Origin of the sequence: Streptosporangium sp. CA-115845 (genome assembly GCF_050943795.1) — a bacterium.
In the GTDB taxonomy this organism is placed as follows: Bacteria; Actinomycetota; Actinomycetes; order Streptosporangiales; family Streptosporangiaceae; genus Streptosporangium.
The window spans coordinates 4,205,102-4,225,962 of the sequence record NZ_CP191988.1 but is presented as its reverse complement, the minus strand read 5'-3'; the positions used below and the strand labels follow the sequence as shown (position 1 = coordinate 4,225,962).

Here is a 20,861-nt window from a genome sequence, read left to right as displayed (position 1 = left end):
CGCGCATGAACAGCCTTCGGGAGAGGGCCTTCCTGAACAGGCTTGACGAGCTGCGCGGGACGATGCCCGCCCGCCCGCACGACGCACGGGCCATCGCGGCGCTGGCCGCCAACCCCGGCTGCGCGCGCCGGGCGGTGATGGACGCCGCGGGCGTGGACAAGGACCGCACGGCCCGGCACGTCGGTTTCCCCGCCCCGTTCGGCCAGTCCCAGTTCGCGATCACCCGCGGGAACGTCTTCGAGTCGCTGGTCAAGGAGAACGGCTGCGCCGAGCTGCTGCGGCTGCTACGCGAACTGCTCGGCCTGTCCGTCGCCCAGGTCGGCTACCGGGACGTGGAGAGCGTCGGCTCCCACCTGCGCCACTCGCACACCCGGGCGCTGATCGACCGCGCGGCGCGCGAGGACGACGGGACCGCGGTGTTCTACGACCACCCGCTGTTCAGCCTGGAGATCGCCGGGCACACCTCCTACCTCGAACCGGACGTGGTGGCCTTCCAGATCGGCGGGCGCTTCCACATCGTGGAGATCAAGTCGTTCGGCATGATCGACGGCCAGGCCGAGCCTGACAAGGTCGCGGCCGCGGCACGGCAGGCGGCGGTCTACGTCCTGGCGTTGCGCACGCTCATGGCCGACCTCGGGCACGACCCGGAGCGCGTCTCCCACGACGTGGTGCTCGTCTGCCCGGAGAACTTCGCCAACCGCCCGACCGCGGCGCTGGTCGACGTGCGCAGGCAACTGTCGGTGCTGGGCCGCCAGCTCACCAGGATGACCGGGGTCGAGTACCTGCTGGATGGCCTGCCGGACGACCTCACCTTCGACCTGGCCCCCGGCGAGGACGGGGTGCCGACCCGCTCGGCGGACGAGCTGACCCAGGCGCTGCTCCAGGTACCCGCCCGCTACGCGCCCGACTGCCTGTCCACCTGCGACATGTGCATGTTCTGCCGTCACGAGGCCCGCGCCTGCGGATCCACCGACCTGCTCGGGCGTCAGATCCGCGACCAGCTGGGCGGCGTCTCCGGCATGCACGAGGCGCTCGGCCTGGCCGAGGGCACCCGAGAGGTGGCCGAGGGCCAGGAGGAGATCGCCCGACTGCTCCGGCTGGCGGACCGGCTGCGCGAGGAGTCGCTGCGGTGAGGACCGTCGAGAGCGCCGGACCGGCCGCGCCTCCGGCCGCCGCGCCGAGGGCGGACGACAGGTGAGCGCGCTGACGGCGCTGGCGCGACTGCGGGCCGTCAGGGACGGTGTCGCACAGCGGATCACCACGGTCAGGCACTGCCACATCTCCGCCCAGCCGCTGGTGCTCATCCCGCTCAAGCTCGCGGGCGAGGCCGCCGCGCCGCTGGCCGCCATGGTGGGCACCGACCCGGGTCACCCCCGGCTGCTCGTCGTACCCCAGCCCCGCAACCGGGACCTGCGGTTCGCCTTCGCCGCCGGGCTGGCCGAGGTGCTGCTGCCCTACATCGAGGGGTTCGAGAAAAGCACCGAGACGGTCGAGCGCAAGGGCGGCGAGCCGTACGAGCGGTGCCTGGACGCGCCGCAGATCCTCGTGCCGAACCGGTCCGCCGCCTCGTTCACCGGGCTGCTCGGCCGTTCCACCAGGTTCCGCAGGGCCGAGGGCCCCTACCCGGTGCACCCGTCGGTGCCGCTGCTCGGCCGGTGGCTGACCTACTTCGCCGACCGGTCCCAGCAGCCGGGCTCCTCGGTGCTGCTCGCGGCGACCGAGGTACTGAGCCTGCACTGGGCGACCGGGCAGAGCAGCCTGGAGGACGCCAACCTGGCAGCGCTGCTGGGATGGATCGACCCGCCGCCGGGAATGTCCGGGCACCGGGCGGCCGAGGAGGCCGAGGATCCGCTGCTCTGGCCGCCGGCGGGCCCCACCACCGACCCGGGCTTCGACAACGAGGTGCTCGCTCCCGCGATCCGCGCCTACGAGGAGGCGCCGACCGACCGTGCCGTCGACCGGGTCAGCCAGGCGCTGCGCACCCAGCTCGACCCCACCTGGCGGCTGATGTGGCGGGCCGTCGACCTGCTGCGGTCGCTGCCGGAGGGCTCGCGGGTGAAGGACCGCTGGGAGATCGACCGCGGGTCGTTCACCCGGTTCGTCGAGCGGATCGCCGAGGGGGGCCCGCCGCAGGCCCGCAGGGACGGAGCGGTGAGCGCCGCCGCGAGGCTGGCGGGGCTGGAGCGGGCACGGGCGAGCTACGACGTGCAGCGGGCCCACGACGACCCGCTGCTCATGGCCGAGTACCGGCTGACCGGTGAGGCCTTCGCCGGGACGGTGATCGCCGCCGACCCCGAGCACAGCGAGGGCGAGGGCCGCTCGCGCAAGCTCCGGCCCCTGATCACGCTGCGGACCGGCGACCCGGTGCGGCTCACGCCCGGCACCACCGTCGGCAGCCCCGACCGGCGTGGCCACGCGGCCGAGATCGTCGAGATCGTCGACGGGGAGATCACCCTTAAGATCACCAAGGGGATGGGGCGGGGCAGGACCCCGGCTCCGGGTTCGGTGCCCGAACCGGGCGAGCGGGTCTCGTACACCTCACTGACGGACGACTTCCAGTCGTCGGCGGCGCTGCCGGACCCCGAGCAGACGCCGTGGACCCACGGCGGGCCCCCGGAGGAGTACGAGCCCGGCGACGACGACGCGCAGGAGGAATGGCTTTGAGCGTTCACCGGACCCCGCACGGCCGGCCGGTGTCTCTCCCGGCCGTGCGTGCTCCCCGCTCGGCGGCGGCGCCGGAAAACCGGGCCACCGGTGCCGGAGCGGCGGGCCCGTCACCCTGGCACCGTGCCCGGGTGACGGGCCGCGAAACGGACCTGGCGGGCAGTGGCGGAGGCGCGGCATGACGCCGCAGCAGGAGGCGGCGGCCGTGGTGGACGCCGTCCTGGCCGACCTGCCCCGTCACCGAGGCGTGGTCGTGGACTCGCCGCCGGGCGCGGGCAAGTCCACGCTGGTGGTCAAGGCCGCGGGGCACATCGCCGAGACCGGCGAGCCGCTGATGATCGTCGCGCAGACCAACGAGCAGGTGGACGACCTGGTGGAACGGCTCGCGGCCGAGCATCCCGATCTGGGGGTCGGCCGGCTCTCGGCGAGCGGCTACATCACGCCCGGCCGCATCCTCGCCCTGCCCAACGTCTCGGTCGCGGGCAAGCTGCCCGACCTGGGGGACCCGGCCGTGGTGATCGCCACCGCCGACAAATGGGCATGGATCGGCGACCGCACCTGGCCCTGGGCCATCGTCGACGAGGCCTACCAGATGCGTTCGGACAAGTTGCTGCGCATCGCCTCGCTGTTCGAGCGGTCGTTGTTCGTGGGTGACCCCGGCCAGCTCGACCCGTTCTCGATCGTGGACGGCGACCGCTGGGCGGGCCTGTCGTGGGACCCGGTGCAGAGCGCGGTCTCGGTGCTGCTGCGGCACAACCCCGACCTGCCGGTGCACCGGCTGCCGGTCTCCTGGCGGCTGCCCGCCTCGGCCGCGCCCGTGGTCTCCGAGGCGTTCTACCCCTTCACCGGGTTCCGCGCGGGGACGGGCCCCGCCGACCGGTCGCTGGAGTTCACGGTGAACGGCATGCGCACCCCCTTCGATCTGGCGCTGGAGGAGGCGGCCGGGTCTGGCTGGGCACTGTACGAGCTGCCCAGCCGCCACACGGTGCGCACCGACGCGGAGGCCGTGCTGGCGACCGCGAGCCTGGCGACGCGGCTGCTCCAGCGGAGTCCGGTCGCGCACTCCGAGCGCGGCAGCCATCCCGTCACGGCCGACCGGATCGCCATCGGCGCCGCGCACCGCGACCAGGTGTCCGCGATCAGGGCCGCCGGGGTGCCGCCGGAGATCACGGTGGACACCGCCAACCGCCTGCAGGGCCGGGAGTACGACGTGACGATCGTGCTCCATCCCCTCTCCGGGCGCCGCGACGCCACCGCGTTCCACCTGGAGTCGGGGCGGCTGTGCGTGCTCGCCTCCCGGCACCGCCACGCCTGCGTCGTGGTGGCCAGGGCGGGCATTCCCGAACTGCTGGACGCCCACCCGTCGGCCGAACCGGTCCAGCTCGGTGTGCCGGTGAAGTTCCCCGACGGCTGGGAGGCCAACCAGGCGGTCCTGGCCCACCTCTCCAAGCACCGGGTGACTCCTGACGACTGACCTCCCACCGGCTGAGAGCGTCTTCCCCGCTCGACGGCGCCGTACGGCACGGGTCAGATCGTGCGCCGCCAGACGTCGATGGCCAGTACCTGGCGCATGCCCACCGAGAGGTAGAGGTCGAGGGCGGGCGTGCTGTTGTTGGCGTCGACGTGCAGGTAGGTGCCGACCCGCCCGCGACGAGCGTCGTCGGCGAACGCCCCGCGCAGCATGAACCGGCCCAGGCCGCGGCCCCTGAAGGCGGGGAGCACCGCCAGCCGGCGCACGTAGCCGCAGTTCTCGTCCCCGAGGAAGGCGTTGGTCCCCAGCAGCATCGCCACGGGCTCGCCGTCGAGGCGGGCGACCGCCAGTTGCGACCAGTCGGTGTTGACCGAGGAGTTCAGCTCGTCGTACCACTCGTCGTAGTCCTTCGGGGCGAACCCGAAGTGGTCGGCGAAGCCGGCCTGCTCCACGGCGTGGCCCTGGCGGCGCACCTCCTCGGTGAGCCCGTCGTGCACGGTCATCCCGGCCGGCGGGCCGGGGCGGCCGACCGGCCCGGTGTGGTCGGCGCGGAGCCGGATGAAGCTGGTGGCGGCGCTGAAACCACGGGCGGCGGCGACGGCGCGCTTGCCACCGTCCTCGCGGTAGAGACCGATGTCCACCACGGCCCGGTCGTGGCCCAGCTCGGCGGCGATCTGCCTGGCCCGCTCGGTCACGGTGTCCCAGAGCGGGCCGGTCAGCTCCGGCGCGCCGGGGTGCACGACGACGTCGATGTCGACGTTGTCACTGGCGCCCTTGCGGCAGGCCCAGGCCCAGGCCGCCAGGCGCCCGCTCTCGTCGTGGACGAGCCAGCCGTCGGAGTCCACGTCGAAGGACGAGTCGTTCAGCTGGTCGGCGACGTCGTCGAGGGTCATGTCGGCCTTGCCGATCACCTGGGTGTCGCAGAGCGAGATCAGCTCGTGGATCTCGGGCGCGTCGGCGGCGGAAGGCCGCCGGGTGAGGTACCCGGCGGCGGGGATGGTCGTCTTCATGCCCCTCATCGTGGCGGGGGCGGGTTGGGAATCGCTGGGTCAGAACTTGGTGGCTGACCTCACGGCTGAAGCCGGGGTCCGCATCCAAGATCTCCGATCAGTCGAGCACCGGCACCTGGGCCTCGGCCTCCTTGGCGCTCTCGGGGCCGCCGCGCAGCGGGATCTCCTTGATGAAGGCCGCCAGCAGCGGAACCAGGACGGCGAACAGGATCGCCCACCAGAAGACGCCGGAGATGGAGTCGGCCAGCGACTCCAGGAAGCCGATCCGTACTCCCGAGGGCAGCTCGTGCAGGGCTGCCGGGTTGAACTGGGCGCCGCCGGAGGCGAGTTGCTCGCCCGCGGCGCCCAGCTTGCTCTCCAGGTTGGAGGTGAGGCGGTTGTTGAAGATCGCGCCGAACAGCGAGACGCCGAACGAGCCGCCGATGGAGCGGAAGAAGGTCGAGGCGCTGCTGGCGACCCCGAGGTCCTTCTGCTCGACGCTGTTCTGGGCGATCAGCATGGTGGTCTGCATCAGGAAACCCATGCCGAGGCCGAGCACCGCGATGAACACACCGGTCTGCCAGGCGGGTGTGTGAACGTCCATCAGGGAGAGCAGCCACATGCCGATCGCCATGATCACGCCGCCGAGGACCGGGTAGATCTTGTACTTGCCGGTCTGGGTGATGGCGCGGCCGACGAAGAGCGAGATCACCATGGAGGAAGCCATCATCGGGAGCAGCAGCAGGCCGGAGTTGGTGGCCGTGGCCCCCTGGACCGTCTGCTGGAACAACGGCAGGAAGTTGATGGCACCGAACATGGCGAAGCCGAGCAGGAAGCCCACACCCGAGATCAGGCTGAAGTTGCGGTCGCGGAAGACGTTGAGCGGCATGATGGGCTCGGCGGCGCGCCGCTCCACCGGGATGAACAGTGCCAGCGCGACGACGGCGAGGGCCGCCAGACCGAGGATCTGCGGCGAGTTCCACCCGTAGTCGTTGCCGCCCCAGGTGGTGATGAGGACCAGCGCGGTGATGCCGACCGAGAGCAGGGCGGCACCGAGCCAGTCGATGCGGTGCTCGGTGCGGTACCTGGGCAGCTTCAGCTTGATCGCCAGCAGGGCCAGCGCGACGAACCCGATGGGCAGGTTCACGTAGAAGGCCCAGCGCCAGTCGAGGTGGTCGGTGATGAATCCGCCGACGAGCGGGCCGGCGATCATGGCCAGTGACATCACGGCGGCCATGATGCCCTGGTACTGGCCGCGCTCGCGGGGCGGGACGAGGTCGCCGATGATGGCCATGGCGTTGACCATCAGGCCGCCCGCGCCGAGGCCCTGGAACGCGCGGAACGCGATGAGCTGCATCATCCCGTCGGACGGGCCGCCGAGCATCTCCGAGCCCGCCATGCCGCAGAGCACGGAGCCGATCATGAAGATGACGATGGAGGCGAGGAAGATGTTCTTCCTGCCGTACAGGTCACCGATCTTGCCCCAGATGGGGGTCGAGACGGTGGCGCCGAGCACGTAGGCGGTCACCACCCAGGACAGGTGCGTCAGCCCGCCGAGCTCGCCGACGATGCGGGGCATGGCGGTGCCGACGATCATGTTGTCGAGCATGGCCAGCACCATCGCGAGCATCAGGCCCGGTAGCACTACCATGACCTCACGGCGCCGCGCCGGTACGGCCGCGGTCTCCTTCACTTCGCCCCCTAGAAGAGATCTTGCTTACCTGCCGACCGGCTAGTGTCGGATATGCTGGAAATGTAGGCCGCTTACTTTCCGGCCGTCAAGCTGATTTCTCGGTAAGGGAACCATGAGGGAACACGCCGATACCCGGACGCGCATTCAGGACGTCGCCCTGACTCTTTTCGTCGAGCAGGGCTACGAGGCCACCTCGCTCCGCGAGATAGCCGAGGCCCTCGGCGTGACCAAGGCGGCCCTCTACTACCACTTCAAAACCAAGGACGACATCGTCGCCAGCCTGGCCGAGGACCGGGTGCGCGCGGTCGAGGAGCTGATCGCCTGGGCCTCGTCCCAGCCGCGCACCGAGGAGACGCGCCGCGAGCTGATCCGCCGTTACGCCGACGACCTGCACCGTGGCCGGCACCGCGAGATCATGCGATTCTTCGAGCGCAACCAGACCTCGCTCAAGAACCATCCGACGATGGAGAAGACCCGCAGGCGAATGTTCGAACTGATCAGTTTTCTCGTCGAGCCGGACGATCCCGCCCCCGCCCGGCTGAGAAACTCCATGGCCCTGTTCGCACTGCACGCCGCGTGGTTCATGCTCGGGGACGACACGCTCTCCGACGAGGAGCGCCGGGCCGCCGCCCTGGAGGTCGCGCTCGACCTCGCCCGGCGGTGAGCGTGCTCATCGACCCGCCCAACTGGCCGGGTCCACACGGTCTGTTCTGGTCGCACCTGGTCAGCGACAGCTCGACCGGGGAGCTGCACGCCTTCGCGGAGCTGCTGGGCGTGCCGCCCCAGGCGTTCGACCGCGACCACTACGACGTTCCCGAGACCTTCTACGAGCGGGCCGTCGCGCTGGGCGCGGAGGCCGTCTCCTCGCGCGAGCTCATCATCCGGCTCATCGGCTCCGGCCTCCGCCGTCGCAAGGTTCGTCCTGGAATCAGTAGCTCTCGCATAGATTCCGGAACCCCGGGCATGACGCCCCCCTGAGGCGGACGTGGTACGCGGGCGCACGGTCACCTCCTGGCCGAGCCTCGCGACCGACCTGCGCAACGCCGGCGCGAGCTGGGCGGACCACGAGGTCGTGATCTGCACCTCGGGCCCGAACACACTGATCACCAGCCGCAGGCCCGACGACCTCAAGGCCTTCTGCCAGGCCGCGATCGACGCATTCTCGGGCTGAGGCGAAGAGTAGCGGGACAGCCGGCCGCCTGAGGCGGTTGCCATGTTTTTTCATTCACCGAACTTTGCCGCGACTTTCCGACATCCAGAGTCACGATCAACCATCTCCGGTTAGGACGGAGCGTGCCGGGCAAGCCTTTAGGAGACCGGCTGCGAAAGGAGGACACCGTGGAGGCCACCATCGCGTTGCGTCTGCCGCGTGACGCCGCCAGCGTTCCCGTGATCAGGCAACTTCTCGACGCCTCGCTCCGCGCCCTTGGCGTGGTGTCCCAGATCCGCGAGGACATCCAGCTCATGCTCTCGGAGGCGTGTTCCAACGTCATCAAGCACGCCACACCCAGTGACGACTACATGGTCAGCACCGAGCTGTCCAGGAACCGTTGCGTGATCAAGGTGGTGGACGCCGGCGACGGCTTCGACTTTTCGGGCCCCGCCTCCCCCGCCCCCACCTCCGAACACGGCCGGGGCCTGCTGATCATGCGCGCCCTGGCCGACGACATCCGTTTCGTCAACAGGAACGAGCGGGGCTCGATCGTCTGCCTGGAGAAGACCCTGCGCTTCGTCAAGGGCGCGCCCGGCCTGTCACTGCTGCTCAGCGAGGAGCTTCAGTTCCAGCAGGGCGTCCCTGAGATAGTCGGTGACGGCCCAGACATCGGGAACCATCTCACGGCAGGCGATCACGCCGACATCAAGTGAGCCGTCGTAGGAGAAGACCGTGATGTTGAGGCCGCCACTGGCGTCGGTCACCACCGAGACGGGGTAGTACGACAGCAGCCGGGCACCACTCACATAGAGGGGGAGTTGCGGGCCGGGCACGTTGGAGATCATCACGTTGATCGGGCCCGCGCTGTCAGCGAAGAGGTTGAAGGCCGCCCGGGAGGCCAGGCCGGTCAGCGCGGAGGGCATTATGTCGCTGAGCTCCTGAATCCAGCTGACCGGGGCCAGCGACGAGCGATCCTTGATCAGCCGCATCGCGTCACGTACCGCCAGCAGCCGTTCCAGTGGGTCGGCCACCTGCGTCGCCAGCGTGGTGATCATGATGGTGACCTGGTTGCCCACCCGCCGGTCACCGGGGACGCGGAGCGAGAACGGCACCCCCGCGACGAGAGGCTGCTCGGGCAGCGCATCGTGCTTGATCAGCCACTGGCGCAACGCCCCTGCGCACAGGGCCATCACCACGTCGTTCACCGTGACGCCGAGGGCGTTCTTGACCAGCTTGACGTCCTCCAGCGGCAGGGCGGCGTAGGCGAACCTGCGGTGCGCGCTGATCCTGCCGCTGAAGGGGGTACGTGGGACGGTCATCCGGGGCATGTCGGGCACCTCCGCGGTACCCGACAGGCGGTTGGCCAGTTGCCGGGTGAGCCGCGAGACCAGCCCGGCCCCGGGCACCTGGGAGATCAGCGGGATCTCGTCCAGGTGCGGGACGGCGTTGATCAGGAACCGTACCGTGTTGGCCGGGTTGACCACCGCCTTGACGATCCCCCTGGCGACCATCTCCCGCGTGTCGATCCGCTCCTCGGGATCGGCCGCAGGCGCCATCTCGACCTCGGCGGGCTCGGGGGAGGTGTCCAGCAGGCTGGCCAGCACGTCGGCGCCGGTGACGCCGTCGACCGCGGCGTGGTGGACCTTCGTGTAGAGGGCCGTACGGTCGCCAGCCAGACCGTGGATCAGATACATCTCCCAGAGCGGCCGCCGCCGGTCGAGACAGCGGGCGTGCAGCCTGGCCACCTGCTCACCCAGCTGCTCGTCGCTGCCCGGGCCGGGCAGCGCGATCTCGCGCACGTGGTAGTCGAGGTCGATCCTGGAGTCCTCGGTCCAGTACGGATGGTCCAGGCCGAACGGGACGGAGACGAGTCGCATGCGGAAGGGCGCGGCCAGGTGGAGCCGCCGGGCCAGCAGCGACACCAGGTCGCTCCGCGACAGCCTGCCCGACAGGATCGCGAGCCCTCCGATGTTCGCGACGTTCGTCGAGGTCTCGAAATTCAGGAACTGCGTGTCCACCGCGCTGAGCTGCCGCATCGTCTACCTCCGGGAAGTCGTTCTTCCATCCTGCTCCCGTGCTGTCGCCAGAGCCAACGCCGCGAGTGCGACGAGGACGACCATCGACACGATGACCAACGACAGCGGGATGAGCATGAGCACGATGACGACGGTCATGATCTCGCTGATCAACTGCGGCATCGCAGAGCTGTGCCCGGATTGTCCGGCCGTTACACCGCATTCCAGCGACCGAGCTTCAGCGCGAGATGAAGTTCTAACCTGTGGGTTCCGTTCTTGAGGTTGCGGCCGGCCAGCTGCTCGATTCTGGTGAGGCGGTAATAGAGGCTGGTGCGGTGCAGGTGGAGCAGCCGGGCGGTCTCCTGGGCGTCTCCCCCGCTGTCCAGGTAGGTCTCCAGGGTGACCAGGAGCGCCGGATGCTCCCGCAGAGCGTCAAGCGGACCGCCGAGCGCGCCGGGAGTACCGGGAGTACCGGCGACCGGCTCGGCGAGCAGCCGGTAGACGCCCAGGTCCGGCCAGTGGGCGACCGGCCGCAGCGCCGGTTCCGCCGCCACCGCCCTGGCCGCGGTGAGCGCCTCCTCATGTGCCCGTACGGCTGACTCAAGCCCCGGGTGCGGTGCGCTGACCCCGGCGCCCGTGCGGGCCCGCGCGGCCAGCCGCTCCCCCAGCGCCGTCACGTCCTCGCCACGGTTGAGCAGCAGCACGGCGTGCCGGTCCAGGATCGTGAAGGCCGGTGGCCGGCGCATCCTGGCCAGCTCCGCGCCGATCGCCTCACGCAGGGAGGCCGGGTCGCCCCGCAGCGCCAGGACGCGCAGCGGCCCCTCCCCGAGCACGCCGGCCGCACGCCGCACACCGATCTCGCCGGTGAGCAGGAGGCTCAGGGTGTGGGAGCTGCCGCCGTCGTCGAGCAGGGCCGCGATCGCGGCGGCGTCGCGCATGGCCCTGCCCTGCTCCTGCGGGTTCAACGGCCCCGGGCCCTCGATGATCCACAGGTAGCCGACACGGCGGTCCTGGTGGAGCAGGGGCACGCAGAGCCGGGCCGCCATACCCAGCGAGGGATTCTCCGGAACCCTGACCGGCTCTCGGGTCGAGGCCACCCCGTGCCTCTCCTGCCAGGCCCCCACCGCCGCGGGAACCGACCGTGACAGAATGGCGCGGGCCCTGACCTGGTCGACCTCCCCGTGATGGGCACTGTGCGCGACGACCCGACCCTCCAGGTCGTCGACGGACATACCCCTGCCCACGCTCGCGGCCAGCGCCTCCAGCAGATCCTGAACATCATCCGCGATCACGTTCTAATCCTACAGATGTAGGAAGGATCTCCGCTGGCGGAACGATGACTCCCTCCGGCACTGGCCGTAGCGTCACAGTGTTCGTTGTGGAGGGGTCCACCTTGTGAGAGCCGCCTGACAGCCCTGTGAAAGGAGCTTCGTGCAGGAGCGCAGCCGCGTCGCCCCGTGGGCACCGCCCCAGGCACAGCCGCGCCTGGCCGAGCCCGAGGCCGAGGTGGCGGGGCTGAACCTGGAAGCGGTGACCAGGCTGGTCGACGCGGTGCTGGCCGAGCACCGCGGCCGCCTCGACGAGGACGGGGTGATCCTGTACGCGGGCACCAACAGGATGAGCGAGCGCGCCAGGGCCGCCCATGAGATCTCCCTGAGCTGCTGGCCTTCGATGGGCCGGCCGGGGGACAAACGCCAGACCGGCCTGGAGGAGCTGGACGTGCTGGAGGTGCTGGTCCCGCTCCAGATCGCGGCGCTGATGGGCGGTGAGTTCGCCGAGGTGCGGCCGCAGAGTGCCACACTGGCCAACCTCGCCTGCTACAGCGCGTTCGCCGGCCCCCGCGAAGGTCCGCCAGGACACGCTGGCCCTGCGCCGCGCCATCCCATGATCCCGGACCGGCCCGCTCGACCCCCGGGGGTGCGCCCCCTGGCGGGCCGGTCCGCTGCATCCTCCCCTGACCGTCTCCACCCGCGCGTCCCTTCCTCCGGGGAGCGACCCGCGGGGTGGAGGCGGACGGAGCCTCAGACCGCGCGATGGTACTGGTCGGGCCAGCGGCCTCTGGCGGCGCCGAGCTCGCGGGCGGCGCGGTTCGGCCAGTACGGGTCGCGGAGCAGCTCGCGGCCGAGCATGACCGCGTCGGCCTGACCGGAGGCGATGATCTCCTCAGCCTGCCGGGGCCGGGTGATCTCTCCGACCGCGCTCACCGGCAGGTCGGTCTCGGCCTTCACCTTCGCCGCGAACGGCACCTGGTAGCCGGGGCCCGTGGGAATGCGCGCGCCGGCGACGTTGCCCCCGGTCGAGACGTCGAGCAGGTCGACGCCGTGGGCGAGCAGGTCCTTGGCGAAACGGACCGTGTCGTCGGCACTCCAGCCCTCACGGTCGTCCCGCGGGTCCTCTGCCAGCCAGTCCGTGGCCGAGATGCGGAAGAACAGGGGAAGCTCGTCCGGCCAGACCTCGCGTACCGCGTCGACGACCCGGAGCGCGAACCGGGTGCGGTTGTCGTACGAGCCGCCGTACGCGTCGGTGCGGCGGTTGCTGAAGGGCGACAGGAACTCGGCGATGAGGTAGCCGTGCGCGCCGTGGATCTCGGCCACCTGGAAGCCCGCGGCCAGTGCCCGCCGCGCCGCCGCGGCGAAGTCGCCCACCAGCCGGTCGATGTCACCGACGCTCAGCTCCGCGGGGGTGGGGTGGCCGTCGTTGAAGGGGACCGGGCTCGGCGCGATCGGCTGCCAGCCGTGCTCGCCTGGGCCGGTGGGCCCACCGCCCTCCCAGGTACGGCGGACCGAGGCCTTGCGCCCGGCGTGCGCGAGCTGGATGCCGGGCACCGCGCCGTGTTCCCGCAGGAAGCGGGTGACGCGGGTGAACGCCTCCCGCTGGCGGTCGTTCCAGAGTCCGAGGTCCGCCGGGCTGATGCGGCCCTCCGGCGAGACGGCGGTGGCCTCGGCCAGGATGAGACCGGCGCCGCCCACCGCGCGAGCGGCCAGGTGGGACAGGTGCCAGTCGGTCGGCGCCCCCTGGTCGGGCCCCTCGACCGCCGCGGAGTACTGGCACATCGGGGCCATCCAGATCCGGTTGGGGATGGTGAGGTTCCGCAATGTCACGGGCTCGAACAGGGCACTCACTGCCGTACTCCTTCTTCGGGGGATCGCGTTCTCCGGAGGCATCCGGTGGCGCTCCGGCAACCCTCTAGTACGATAATCGACGTACTACGATAGATGTCAAACTACGATTCCTTTCGTACAATCGGGCCGATCTCCAGGAAGGGAGCCGCCGTGTCGACCGCGTCCGTCAGGGCTCTGGCGCACCCCGCCTGCCAGGAGATCCGGCTGGAGGGCGTGCTGCACGCGCTGTCCGACCCGATGCGCCTGCGGATCGTACGCTTCCTGTGGCGACTGGGGGGGGAGGAGGGTGCCCCCTGCTCGGCGATCGAGCTGGAGATCACCAAATCGACCACCACACACCACTTCCGGGTGCTGCGCGAGGCGGGTGTGATCAGCCAGGTCTACCGAGGGACCGCCAAGATGAACGCGCTACGCCGCCACGACCTCGACACGCTCTTTCCCGGACTCCTCGACGCCGTGCTGACCGCCGACGCGATCCAGCGGGAGCGTGACGGTCTGCCGGCGACCTGACTCGGCCCGGTGACGGTGCGGCCCGCGGCCGGGATGGCCGGGCGGGACCGGGAGAACCACCGGACGGAGTACCGTCCTGTCATGTGCCGCAGCATCAAGACCCTCCGTGAGCCCTACGCCAGCGACGTGACCGACGACGACGTACGAGCTGCCGCGCTCCAGTACGTCCGCAAGGTGTCGGGTTTCCGCTCCCCCTCGGCGCGCAACGCCGAGGCCTTCGAAAGGGCCGTGGACGCGGTGACCGCCGCGACCCGGGCCCTGCTCGACGAGCTCCAGCTGAAGCAGGTGTCCCAGGACTGACCGGAGACGTCCGCCCGCCCGCCGGCGACACGGGGGTGCCGGCGGGCGGCTGCCGGGCTCACCGGGCGTCGGTCAGTCGCGCACGTTCGAGGAGCGGAAGAGCCTGCTCGCGAACATGACCACCACGCCCACCAGGCCGATGATCAGAGCCCACTTGAGGAGCGTGAACAGGAAGCCCAGAACCGAGCCCAGCACGATGAAGGCGATCACCACGGCCGCCGCGATCAGAAGAATTCGTCCCATGCCCTCAACGCTAGGCCCTGGCCGGGCCCGGCGGCAGACCCGCGAGCCGATGTCAGGGACAGGCCAGGGTTATCCCTCAGACGGGCCCCGCCCCGGTCCCCCACCCGGGACGCTCGATGGACACGCCGGCCCGCCAGGAGCGACGGCTTCCCCGATCCGGTGAGCAGGTACGCCGGGAACGTGCCCGCTCATCCGGATCGAGGTCGTGACCCTGGTAGGACGGGGATGCGCTGGATCTCGGTGAGTGTCACGCCCATGGCGATCACCTAACGCCCCCGCTGACCGCGCCTCAAGTAAACTGCGTCAACGAGTGACGACATGGGCCGTTAACGATTGTGACGCATCGCATGCTTGACATGGAGAAACTGATGATGCTGCGGGCGATCGCCGCAGCGGGGTCCATCGCGGCGGCCGCACGGGAATTGCGTTACACGCGTTCGGCCGCGTCGCAGCAGATGGCGGCATTGGAACGACTGGCGGGGATGCCACTTCTGGTGCGTGCGGGGAACCGCATCAGCCTCACTCCCGTGGCATGACAGCTCGTTGAACACACCGAGCGGATCCTCGTCCAGTTGCGCGCGGCGGAGGCGACGCTGCACCGGGAGGCCGGTGATGCCGCTGGGCTGCTGAGGGTCGGCGTGCCTTTCCGCGAGGGGCCCGCCATCATGAGCAGCGCACTGACCCAGGCACGGCAACAGTTCCCCAGGCTCGAGATCAGGCTCGCCGCGACAACGGACGAAGCCGCGGCGGAGGAGGTGCGGCTCGGCCGGCTGGACATGGTCATCCTGTCCCGGTACGGCGCCGCGACTCCGCACAGCCGGCCCGGACTCTGTGAGTGGGTTCTCGGTAGCGATCCGTTACGGCTGTGCGTCCCGGTCGGTCATCGGCTGTCGGGTGAGCGGAGTTGCGCCCTCGACGATCTGCGCGACGAGCCATGGGTCATCAGTCCGACCAGCACGCTCGGACGCATCACCACGACGTTGTGCATCGCCGGCGGCTTCCAGCCGAAGATCGTCGCGACGGTGGACGACGTGGCGACCGCCCTCGGCCTGGTTGGCATCGGCTGGGGCGTGACCATCGCCCCGGATCTCACGCCAGCAGATTCGGAGGCGTCGGTGCAACGCATCAGCCTCATCGGGGTCGACGTGGTCCGGCACAGCGTCCTCGTCGTGCGCGACGGTGAACAGCTTTCGCCCGGGATCGCGGCCGTCGTGTCCGCCGTACATGCCGTCAACGCTGCGTTGCGACTCGCCCAGGCGGACCGCCCGACCTGACGTCTCGGCGGATCGCCGGAGGTGTTCGTGACCCCGGTGGTCGCATATGCCTCGATCACGCCCGGCAGGCTGAGCAACAGGTCGCAAACCTCTTCGAGGCGGCTCTACGTGATCTCGAGCGTCACCAGCGCCTGCACGGGATATCCAGCGACCACGACGTCGACCTGCGGCCGTACCCCGTGATGACGCCGACAGCCTGCATCCGGTTCAGGCGGGCCGTGACCGTGGCCCGCGAGACCCGGGCAAGCCGGGCCGGCTCGAGGATGCCGATGCGTGGGTGCTCCTCGAGCAACTGCAGCAGGGCGACGTCCAGGGCGTCCAGCGAATTGGCCACCGCGACTCCTCCGCGCTGGGCCAGATCCCAAAGATTCGTCCCGCTCGCTGAGCTCCAGCGTGGTCGCCGGCCGCCCCCGAGATGCCGCACCTTGTCCGGCGCGAACCCGAGCCATGGCTATGTGGACAGAGCCACATAGCGGCCCCAGCCGGTCGGCATGGCCTCGGCGCCCGGCTGTGATCAATGAACACCCGGCTCCTCGGCCGGCGTGCGGGTCAGTCGAAGATCCCGGGGAGCGCCGCGGCTGAGTCCGCGAAGCGCGGAGACCGGCGGTCCGCTGTGCGTGGCGCCAGTTTCGCTAACGCGGTCCGCTGTGCGTGGCGCCAGTTTCGCTAACGGTGGGGGCCGGATGGTAACGGTGACTTACTTGCCTTGGTCGCAAACCGGATGTCCAATTGTCGAATAGCGGTCGGCGACGATATCGGAGGTTGATGTTACCTTTCTCAGCGCTGCGGCTGCCGGATGACCGCGGCACACGAGAATCCGAACTGTTCACCGTTGTACCTCCGGCCCGGAATAATCGGCCGTCATCTCACCCTGTCCTTCGCCTCGCGCATTTGCGACACTCCTTTGCTCGTCGCAATCGGGGCCGACTTCGCGCCGTACCTTGGGATGGCCTGTAAAGATAAAGGAGTACCTGATGATCCGCAGGATTGTTGAGTTCTTCCGTCGGCGTCGCCGCAGTAAGCGTCGTGACGACGGCTCCATCGCGCTGGCCAGAGGCCGATCTCTCGAGCATCCGTCGCCTCTTGTGCGGCGGTGCACCGGTACGCCTGGCGACGATCCGTCGTTACCTTGACCGGGGACTGAACTTCGGTCAGGGATACGGTCTTACCGAGACGGCTGCCGGAGTGCTGATGCTCGACCGCGCTCATCTGGAGATCAAAGCCGGATCCACTGGCGTGCCTTCGTTCTTCACCGACGTCCGGGTCGTCGACGCCGATCGGCGAGAGGTGCCCAAGGGTGTCCCGGGGGAGGTCATGGTCAGCGGCCCGAACGTGATGCGTGGCTACTGGGGTCAGCCTGATGCCACCGACGCGGTCTTCGACGCGGGATGGTTCCAGACCGGTGATGTCGGCGTCGTTGATGAGGACGGTTACTTCTTCATCGTCGATCGGATCAAGAACGTGATCATCTCCGGCGGCGAGAACGTGTACCCCGCGGAGATCGAAGGCCTGCTGCGCGGCCTTGACGGTGTCTCCGCCTGCGCCGTGATCGGCGTGCCGGACGAGAAGTGGGGCGAAGTCGGCAAGGCCGTGGTCGTCGTCGATCCGCGTGCTCGCATCGACGAAGCCACGGTGCTTGCTCAGCTGCGGCTTCACCTCGCCGCGTACAAGGTGCCCAAGTCGGTGCAGTTCGTCGACGCGCTGCCCACCACCACGTCCGGCAAGATCTCCAGATCCGAGGTCCGCCGACGCTACGGTGACGAAGGGGTGCTGCGAAAACGTGGTTCGGATCAGTGACCGGTATTACTTGTGCGGCGGTGCTCTTTGCACCTGATTTCTTTGACTGTTCGCCATACATCACACAGTCATATTGACCGGGCCACACCCGGCAAAGCATATCGTTCGTAACTTCTACCTCAAGGAGTCAATCGGTGCGTGCTGTACAGGTCGGCGAGTTCGGCGGTCCCGAGGTGCTCAAAGTGGTGGACCTGCCGGAGCCGGTCCCGGCTGACGGCCAGCTGCTGGTGAAGGTGAGCCGCGCCGGCATCAACTACGCCGACACGGATCAGACCGAGAACTCCTTTCCGTCCCCGCAGAAGCTGCCCTTCGTGCCCGGCTTCGAGGTCGTCGGCCGCGCACAGGACGGCCGCCGCGTGGTCGCGCTGAGCGTCGACGGCGCCTACGCCGAGTACGCCCTGGCCGACGAGCGGCCGGCATTCGACGTGCCCGACGACGTGTCCGACACCACCGCACTGGCACTGGTTCTGCAGGGCGTCACCGCGTGGCACCTGCTGCGCACCTCGTCGCGTATGCGGCCGGGCGAGTCCGTGCTGGTGATGTCGGCCGCGGGTGGAGTCGGCTCGCTGGCCGTCCAGTTGGCCAAGCTGTGGGGCGCCGGCCGGATCATCGGTACCGCGTCCTCGGCCGACAAACGCGACCTTGCCGTCGAGCTGGGCGCGGATGTGGCGATCGACGCCAGTCCGACCGAGGGACTGACCGAGCGGATCATCGAGGCCAACGACGGCAAGCCGGTCGACATCGTGCTGGAGATGACCGGCGGGGAGGCCTTCGATGCCACGCTGGGCGCGCTGGCCGGCTTCGGCCGCCTGGTCGCCTCCGGCTCGGCCTCCAGGACCGCCCGCCCGCCGGTCTTGCCGTCCAAGCTGATGGCGAACTCCACGTCGGTGGTCGGCTTCTTCCTACCGGACTGCTTCCACCGGCCGCCGATGATGCGCGAGCCGATGGACGAGTTGTTCGCGATGGTCGCCGACGGTCGGCTGGTTCCGCAGTTGGGCGGTGACTACGCGCTGACCGATGTGGTGCAGGCGCATGAGGGCCTTCGCTCCCGCAAGACCGTCGGCAAGCTCGTGCTGGACCCCGCGAGGTAACCGGTTCGAGCGGGCCGTCACCGAACGTGAACTTACCTTGCTGCGGCGGAGCGGCCGCCGACGAGGGGAAGGGTGACCGAGCTGGCGCGGGGGTCGACCGAGACGGCGGTGCCCGGGGGCAGGCGCAGCGTGAAGTCGCGGTCCGTGGAGATGAGCACGACACCGATCCGGTGACCGGCCTTGACGACGTAGTCGCCGGGCTGGAGGTCGAAGCGGAAGTCGTAGAAGCGGTCCTCGCGCAGCAGTTCGGTCTTGGCCGCGGAGTCGCGGTTACGGACGTCCAGCCAGCCCCTTGTGATGATCTTGTAGGGGGCGGTCACCGTGACGTGCTCGGCCAGCCGGGCGCAGCCGGTGTCGCCGGGCACGCCCTGGCCGTAGCAGACCTGGGTGGCACCGTAGGCGACGTCGCCGTAGGCGCGGGCGTCGGTGCCGTAGTCGACGAGCAGCGCCGTCAGGTACGGCGAGCGCCCGCCCTTGAACGCGGCCCGCACCGAGACCTCCGGGGTGCCGGACAGGCGCGCGTCGCGGGCCAGCGGACTCGACAGGTAGGCCAGGCGGTTGGGATCGGTGCTCTCGGCGTTCTCGACGAGCTGCTCGGCACCGCGGGCGCTCTGGTCGACGAAGGACTCGACGACGGCGCGGCCTCGGGGACGGTCGGCGCCCAGGGTGCCGTTGCGGCCGTCCTGCCCGGCGGCCAGCTGGAGCCGTACGTCGCGGGTGCCCGGCAGCGGCCACGAGGCGTGCTGCGCCCACTGCCCCGGACCCGACTCCACGTCCGCCTGCGGCTCGTCCATGATGCCGTTGCGCAGGCCGTACAGGTGGAAGTCGAACCAGCGGTGGAGCTGGCGCAGCCACTCGGCGTTGCGCCCGGCGAAGGAGAACGGGTTGAAGTGCGCGCCCTGGTGGAGCCAGATCTTGCGGGGCACGTTCCGCTTCGCGAGGGCGTCCCACCACTGGACGGCCTGCTTGGTCTTGACGTTCCAGTCGTTGAGGCCGTGCACCAGGAAGACCGCCGCGCGGACCTTGCGCACGTCGTTGAGGTAGTTGCGCCGGTCCCAGAAGTCGGAGTAGTCGCCGCTGACCCGGTCCTGGTCCTTCTCTATCCGGTCCATCAGCGCGCCGCAGGCCTGCTGGGCGTTCTGACGGGTCAGCACGTAGCGGGCGAGCACGTCGGCGTCCTCACCCTGGTAGCCGCCGGGGGCCAGCACGCCGCCGTTGGCCCGGTAGTAGTCGTACCAGGAGGAGATGGCCGCGATCGGCACGATCGCCTTGAGGCCCTTGACCCCGGTCGCGGCGACGGCGTTGGGCAGCGTGCCGTTGTAGGAGACGCCGATCATGCCGACGTTCCCGGTGGACCAGCCGGCTTTGACCTCGTTGCCGGCCGCGTCGAATCCGCGGGCACGGCCGTTGAGCCAGTCGATCGCGGCCTTGGGACCCGCGGTCTCGTTGTCCAGGCCGGTGGTGGGACAGCCGGTCGCCCGGCCCGAGCCGAGGTTCTCCACCAGCGCGATCGCGTAGCCGCGCGGCACGAAGTAGTTGTCGTAGTAACCGCGGAAGGGCGGAGCGACCGCGCGGGTCACGTCGGAGCCGTCGCCGAACATCTCGTCGTGCAGGTCGTTGAACTTGTTGCGCCGGTACTCCATGCCCGCGGGGTCGGAGCCGTCGAGGTCGACGACGTGGTTGGGCACGTCGTTGCCGCCCGCGTAGTAGGGGCTGGCCTCCATGATGACCGGGACCTTCATCCCCAAGGCGGTCTCCTTGGGTCGCATGATGTCGACGGCGACCCGGTCGGGGAGCCCGTCTGCGTCACTGTCGACCCCGGCGACCTCGACGAACACGGTCTCGGTCAGCGCGTCGGCGCGCGAGTAGACCGGCTGGGTCTCGCCGTTCTCTATCAGGGGGGCCGTGGATCGGGCGGCCACTGCGGGTGACGCGGCAGCCGGTAGGACACCGGCCGGCATGATGACCGCCAGCGCGACGATGATCGTCTTCCATCTGTTCATCGGAGGAAAGCTCCCAGAGGGTCGCATAAACCTGACAACTCCGGTCAATCTCCTGCGAAGCAATCTTGACCTGCAAGATAGAAGATATAACGAATAGGCGACTATCTCGCGTTAAGCGAGAGTTCCGGAGTGTATTCGGGGGAATCGGTCGCCGCACCGAGCCCTCACCTCCCACTCCCCGGCCGCCCGCGGGACGTCATGCGCCTTCGGGCGGGGGTGCAAAGCAACCGGTCGCCGCGCCCAGGCTCTCCCCGTTCCGCTCCTCCCGCCGCTCGCGGAACCCCCATGCGCGCATCGGACGGGGAGGGTGCCGCTGAGGCAAGAATCAAGGAAGGTTGGCCTTACTTCATGCCTTCCCTCGATACCGGTGAGACCGGCCCGATCGTCACGGTCGACTCGGAAGAAGAACTCCGCCGGGTCGTCGGCGAGGTCGGCGAGGTCGTCCTGCGCAAGGACATCGGGAGGCGCTCACGCACGCTCCACGCGCGGTGGACGAGTTGTCCGGGAAAACCCGTACCGGTGCCGGGCACGGGGCT

At 69.8% G+C, this 20,861-nt stretch carries 22 protein-coding genes; 13 read left to right on the top strand and 9 right to left on the bottom strand.

Features of this window, described 5'->3' with window-relative positions; all coding sequences use genetic code 11:
• Window positions 1-5 precede the first annotated feature (5 nt).
• From ACQP0P_RS21510 to ACQP0P_RS21500, 3 genes are all read left to right on the top strand, one after another.
• Window positions 6-1,133, top strand: coding sequence for a hypothetical protein (locus ACQP0P_RS21510; RefSeq protein ID WP_433379847.1), 1,128 nt, complete (start codon window positions 6-8; stop codon window positions 1,131-1,133).
• A 61-nt stretch (window positions 1,134-1,194) separates the two neighbouring features.
• Window positions 1,195-2,664 carry a hypothetical protein gene (locus ACQP0P_RS21505; protein ID WP_433379844.1) on the top strand — a complete coding sequence of 490 codons (1,470 nt, stop codon included), beginning with the start codon at window positions 1,195-1,197 and terminating at the stop codon, window positions 2,662-2,664.
• Window positions 2,665-2,842: 178 nt separating this feature from the next.
• Window positions 2,843-4,138 (top strand): AAA family ATPase, encoded by a 1,296-nt coding sequence (locus ACQP0P_RS21500; RefSeq protein ID WP_350963972.1) that lies wholly within the window; start codon window positions 2,843-2,845, stop codon window positions 4,136-4,138.
• A gap of 53 nt (window positions 4,139-4,191) precedes the next feature.
• Here ACQP0P_RS21500 and ACQP0P_RS21495 read toward each other — a convergent pair whose 3' ends face one another.
• Entirely contained in the window at window positions 4,192-5,145 is a 954-nt protein-coding gene (locus ACQP0P_RS21495; protein WP_433379840.1) for a GNAT family N-acetyltransferase, read from the bottom strand.
• A 97-nt stretch (window positions 5,146-5,242) separates the two neighbouring features.
• On the bottom strand, window positions 5,243-6,817 hold the full coding sequence (locus ACQP0P_RS21490; RefSeq protein WP_433379837.1) for an MDR family MFS transporter: 1,575 nt from the start codon (window positions 6,815-6,817) through the stop codon (window positions 5,243-5,245).
• A 112-nt stretch (window positions 6,818-6,929) separates the two neighbouring features.
• Here ACQP0P_RS21490 and ACQP0P_RS21485 point away from each other — a divergent pair, with 112 nt between their 5' ends.
• From ACQP0P_RS21485 to ACQP0P_RS21470, 4 genes are all read left to right on the top strand, one after another.
• Window positions 6,930-7,481, top strand: coding sequence for a TetR/AcrR family transcriptional regulator (locus ACQP0P_RS21485; RefSeq protein WP_433379834.1), 552 nt, complete (start codon window positions 6,930-6,932; stop codon window positions 7,479-7,481).
• Window positions 7,478-7,795 carry a DUF4031 domain-containing protein gene (locus ACQP0P_RS21480; protein WP_433379831.1) on the top strand — a complete coding sequence of 106 codons (318 nt, stop codon included), beginning with the start codon at window positions 7,478-7,480 and terminating at the stop codon, window positions 7,793-7,795. Before ACQP0P_RS21485 ends, ACQP0P_RS21480 begins: the two co-directional genes overlap by 4 nt.
• A 7-nt stretch (window positions 7,796-7,802) precedes the next feature.
• Window positions 7,803-7,988, top strand: coding sequence for a DJ-1/PfpI family protein (locus tag ACQP0P_RS21475; protein ID WP_433379828.1), 186 nt, complete (start codon window positions 7,803-7,805; stop codon window positions 7,986-7,988).
• Between the two features lie 167 nt (window positions 7,989-8,155).
• Window positions 8,156-8,683 (top strand): ATP-binding protein, encoded by a 528-nt coding sequence (locus ACQP0P_RS21470; protein ID WP_433379825.1) that lies wholly within the window; start codon window positions 8,156-8,158, stop codon window positions 8,681-8,683.
• Here the strand turns inward: ACQP0P_RS21470 and ACQP0P_RS21465 are convergent.
• From ACQP0P_RS21465 to ACQP0P_RS21450, 4 genes are all read right to left on the bottom strand, one after another.
• Window positions 8,570-10,006 carry a WS/DGAT/MGAT family O-acyltransferase gene (locus ACQP0P_RS21465; RefSeq protein WP_433379822.1) on the bottom strand — a complete coding sequence of 479 codons (1,437 nt, stop codon included), beginning with the start codon at window positions 10,004-10,006 and terminating at the stop codon, window positions 8,570-8,572. The genes ACQP0P_RS21470 and ACQP0P_RS21465 overlap by 114 nt on opposite strands.
• A gap of 3 nt (window positions 10,007-10,009) precedes the next feature.
• Window positions 10,010-10,168, bottom strand: a complete 159-nt coding sequence (locus ACQP0P_RS21460; protein ID WP_433379819.1) for a hypothetical protein — start codon at window positions 10,166-10,168, stop codon at window positions 10,010-10,012.
• A 29-nt stretch (window positions 10,169-10,197) separates the two neighbouring features.
• Window positions 10,198-11,277 carry a PucR family transcriptional regulator gene (locus ACQP0P_RS21455; protein WP_433379816.1) on the bottom strand — a complete coding sequence of 360 codons (1,080 nt, stop codon included), beginning with the start codon at window positions 11,275-11,277 and terminating at the stop codon, window positions 10,198-10,200.
• Window positions 11,278-12,006: 729 nt separating this feature from the next.
• A complete protein-coding gene (locus ACQP0P_RS21450) occupies window positions 12,007-13,107 on the bottom strand; it encodes an NADH:flavin oxidoreductase/NADH oxidase (protein WP_433379813.1) in 1,101 nt (366 codons plus the stop codon).
• A gap of 150 nt (window positions 13,108-13,257) precedes the next feature.
• On the opposite strand from ACQP0P_RS21450, the gene ACQP0P_RS21445 reads away from it, so the two are divergent.
• Together ACQP0P_RS21445 and ACQP0P_RS21440 are read left to right on the top strand one after the other, a co-directional pair.
• Window positions 13,258-13,617, top strand: a complete 360-nt coding sequence (locus ACQP0P_RS21445; protein WP_433379810.1) for an ArsR/SmtB family transcription factor — start codon at window positions 13,258-13,260, stop codon at window positions 13,615-13,617.
• 81 nt (window positions 13,618-13,698) lie between these two features.
• A complete protein-coding gene (locus ACQP0P_RS21440) occupies window positions 13,699-13,917 on the top strand; it encodes a DUF2277 domain-containing protein (RefSeq protein ID WP_350927548.1) in 219 nt (72 codons plus the stop codon).
• Window positions 13,918-13,989: 72 nt separating this feature from the next.
• On the opposite strand, the gene ACQP0P_RS21435 is transcribed toward ACQP0P_RS21440, so the two are convergent.
• On the bottom strand, window positions 13,990-14,160 hold the full coding sequence (locus ACQP0P_RS21435) for a hypothetical protein (protein WP_433379806.1): 171 nt from the start codon (window positions 14,158-14,160) through the stop codon (window positions 13,990-13,992).
• A 356-nt stretch (window positions 14,161-14,516) separates the two neighbouring features.
• Here ACQP0P_RS21435 and ACQP0P_RS21430 point away from each other — a divergent pair, with 356 nt between their 5' ends.
• Window positions 14,517-14,696: a helix-turn-helix domain-containing protein gene (locus tag ACQP0P_RS21430; RefSeq protein ID WP_433379803.1), complete on the top strand. Its 180-nt coding sequence runs from the start codon at window positions 14,517-14,519 to the stop codon at window positions 14,694-14,696.
• Window positions 14,697-14,732: 36 nt separating this feature from the next.
• Window positions 14,733-15,434, top strand: a complete 702-nt coding sequence (locus tag ACQP0P_RS21425) for a LysR family transcriptional regulator substrate-binding protein (RefSeq protein ID WP_433379800.1) — start codon at window positions 14,733-14,735, stop codon at window positions 15,432-15,434.
• A 121-nt stretch (window positions 15,435-15,555) separates the two neighbouring features.
• Here the strand turns inward: ACQP0P_RS21425 and ACQP0P_RS21420 are convergent, their stop codons facing one another.
• Window positions 15,556-15,768 carry an AsnC family transcriptional regulator gene (locus ACQP0P_RS21420; protein WP_433379797.1) on the bottom strand — a complete coding sequence of 71 codons (213 nt, stop codon included), beginning with the start codon at window positions 15,766-15,768 and terminating at the stop codon, window positions 15,556-15,558.
• Between the two features lie 656 nt (window positions 15,769-16,424).
• On the opposite strand from ACQP0P_RS21420, the gene ACQP0P_RS21415 reads away from it, so the two are divergent.
• Together ACQP0P_RS21415 and ACQP0P_RS21410 are read left to right on the top strand one after the other, a co-directional pair.
• On the top strand, window positions 16,425-17,231 hold the full coding sequence (locus tag ACQP0P_RS21415) for an AMP-binding protein (protein WP_433379794.1): 807 nt from the start codon (window positions 16,425-16,427) through the stop codon (window positions 17,229-17,231).
• A 134-nt stretch (window positions 17,232-17,365) separates the two neighbouring features.
• Entirely contained in the window at window positions 17,366-18,322 is a 957-nt protein-coding gene (locus ACQP0P_RS21410; protein ID WP_433379791.1) for a quinone oxidoreductase family protein, read from the top strand.
• Between the two features lie 32 nt (window positions 18,323-18,354).
• On the opposite strand, the gene ACQP0P_RS21405 is transcribed toward ACQP0P_RS21410, so the two are convergent.
• Window positions 18,355-20,325 (bottom strand): Xaa-Pro dipeptidyl-peptidase, encoded by a 1,971-nt coding sequence (locus ACQP0P_RS21405; protein WP_433379788.1) that lies wholly within the window; start codon window positions 20,323-20,325, stop codon window positions 18,355-18,357.
• Window positions 20,326-20,861 lie beyond the last annotated feature (536 nt).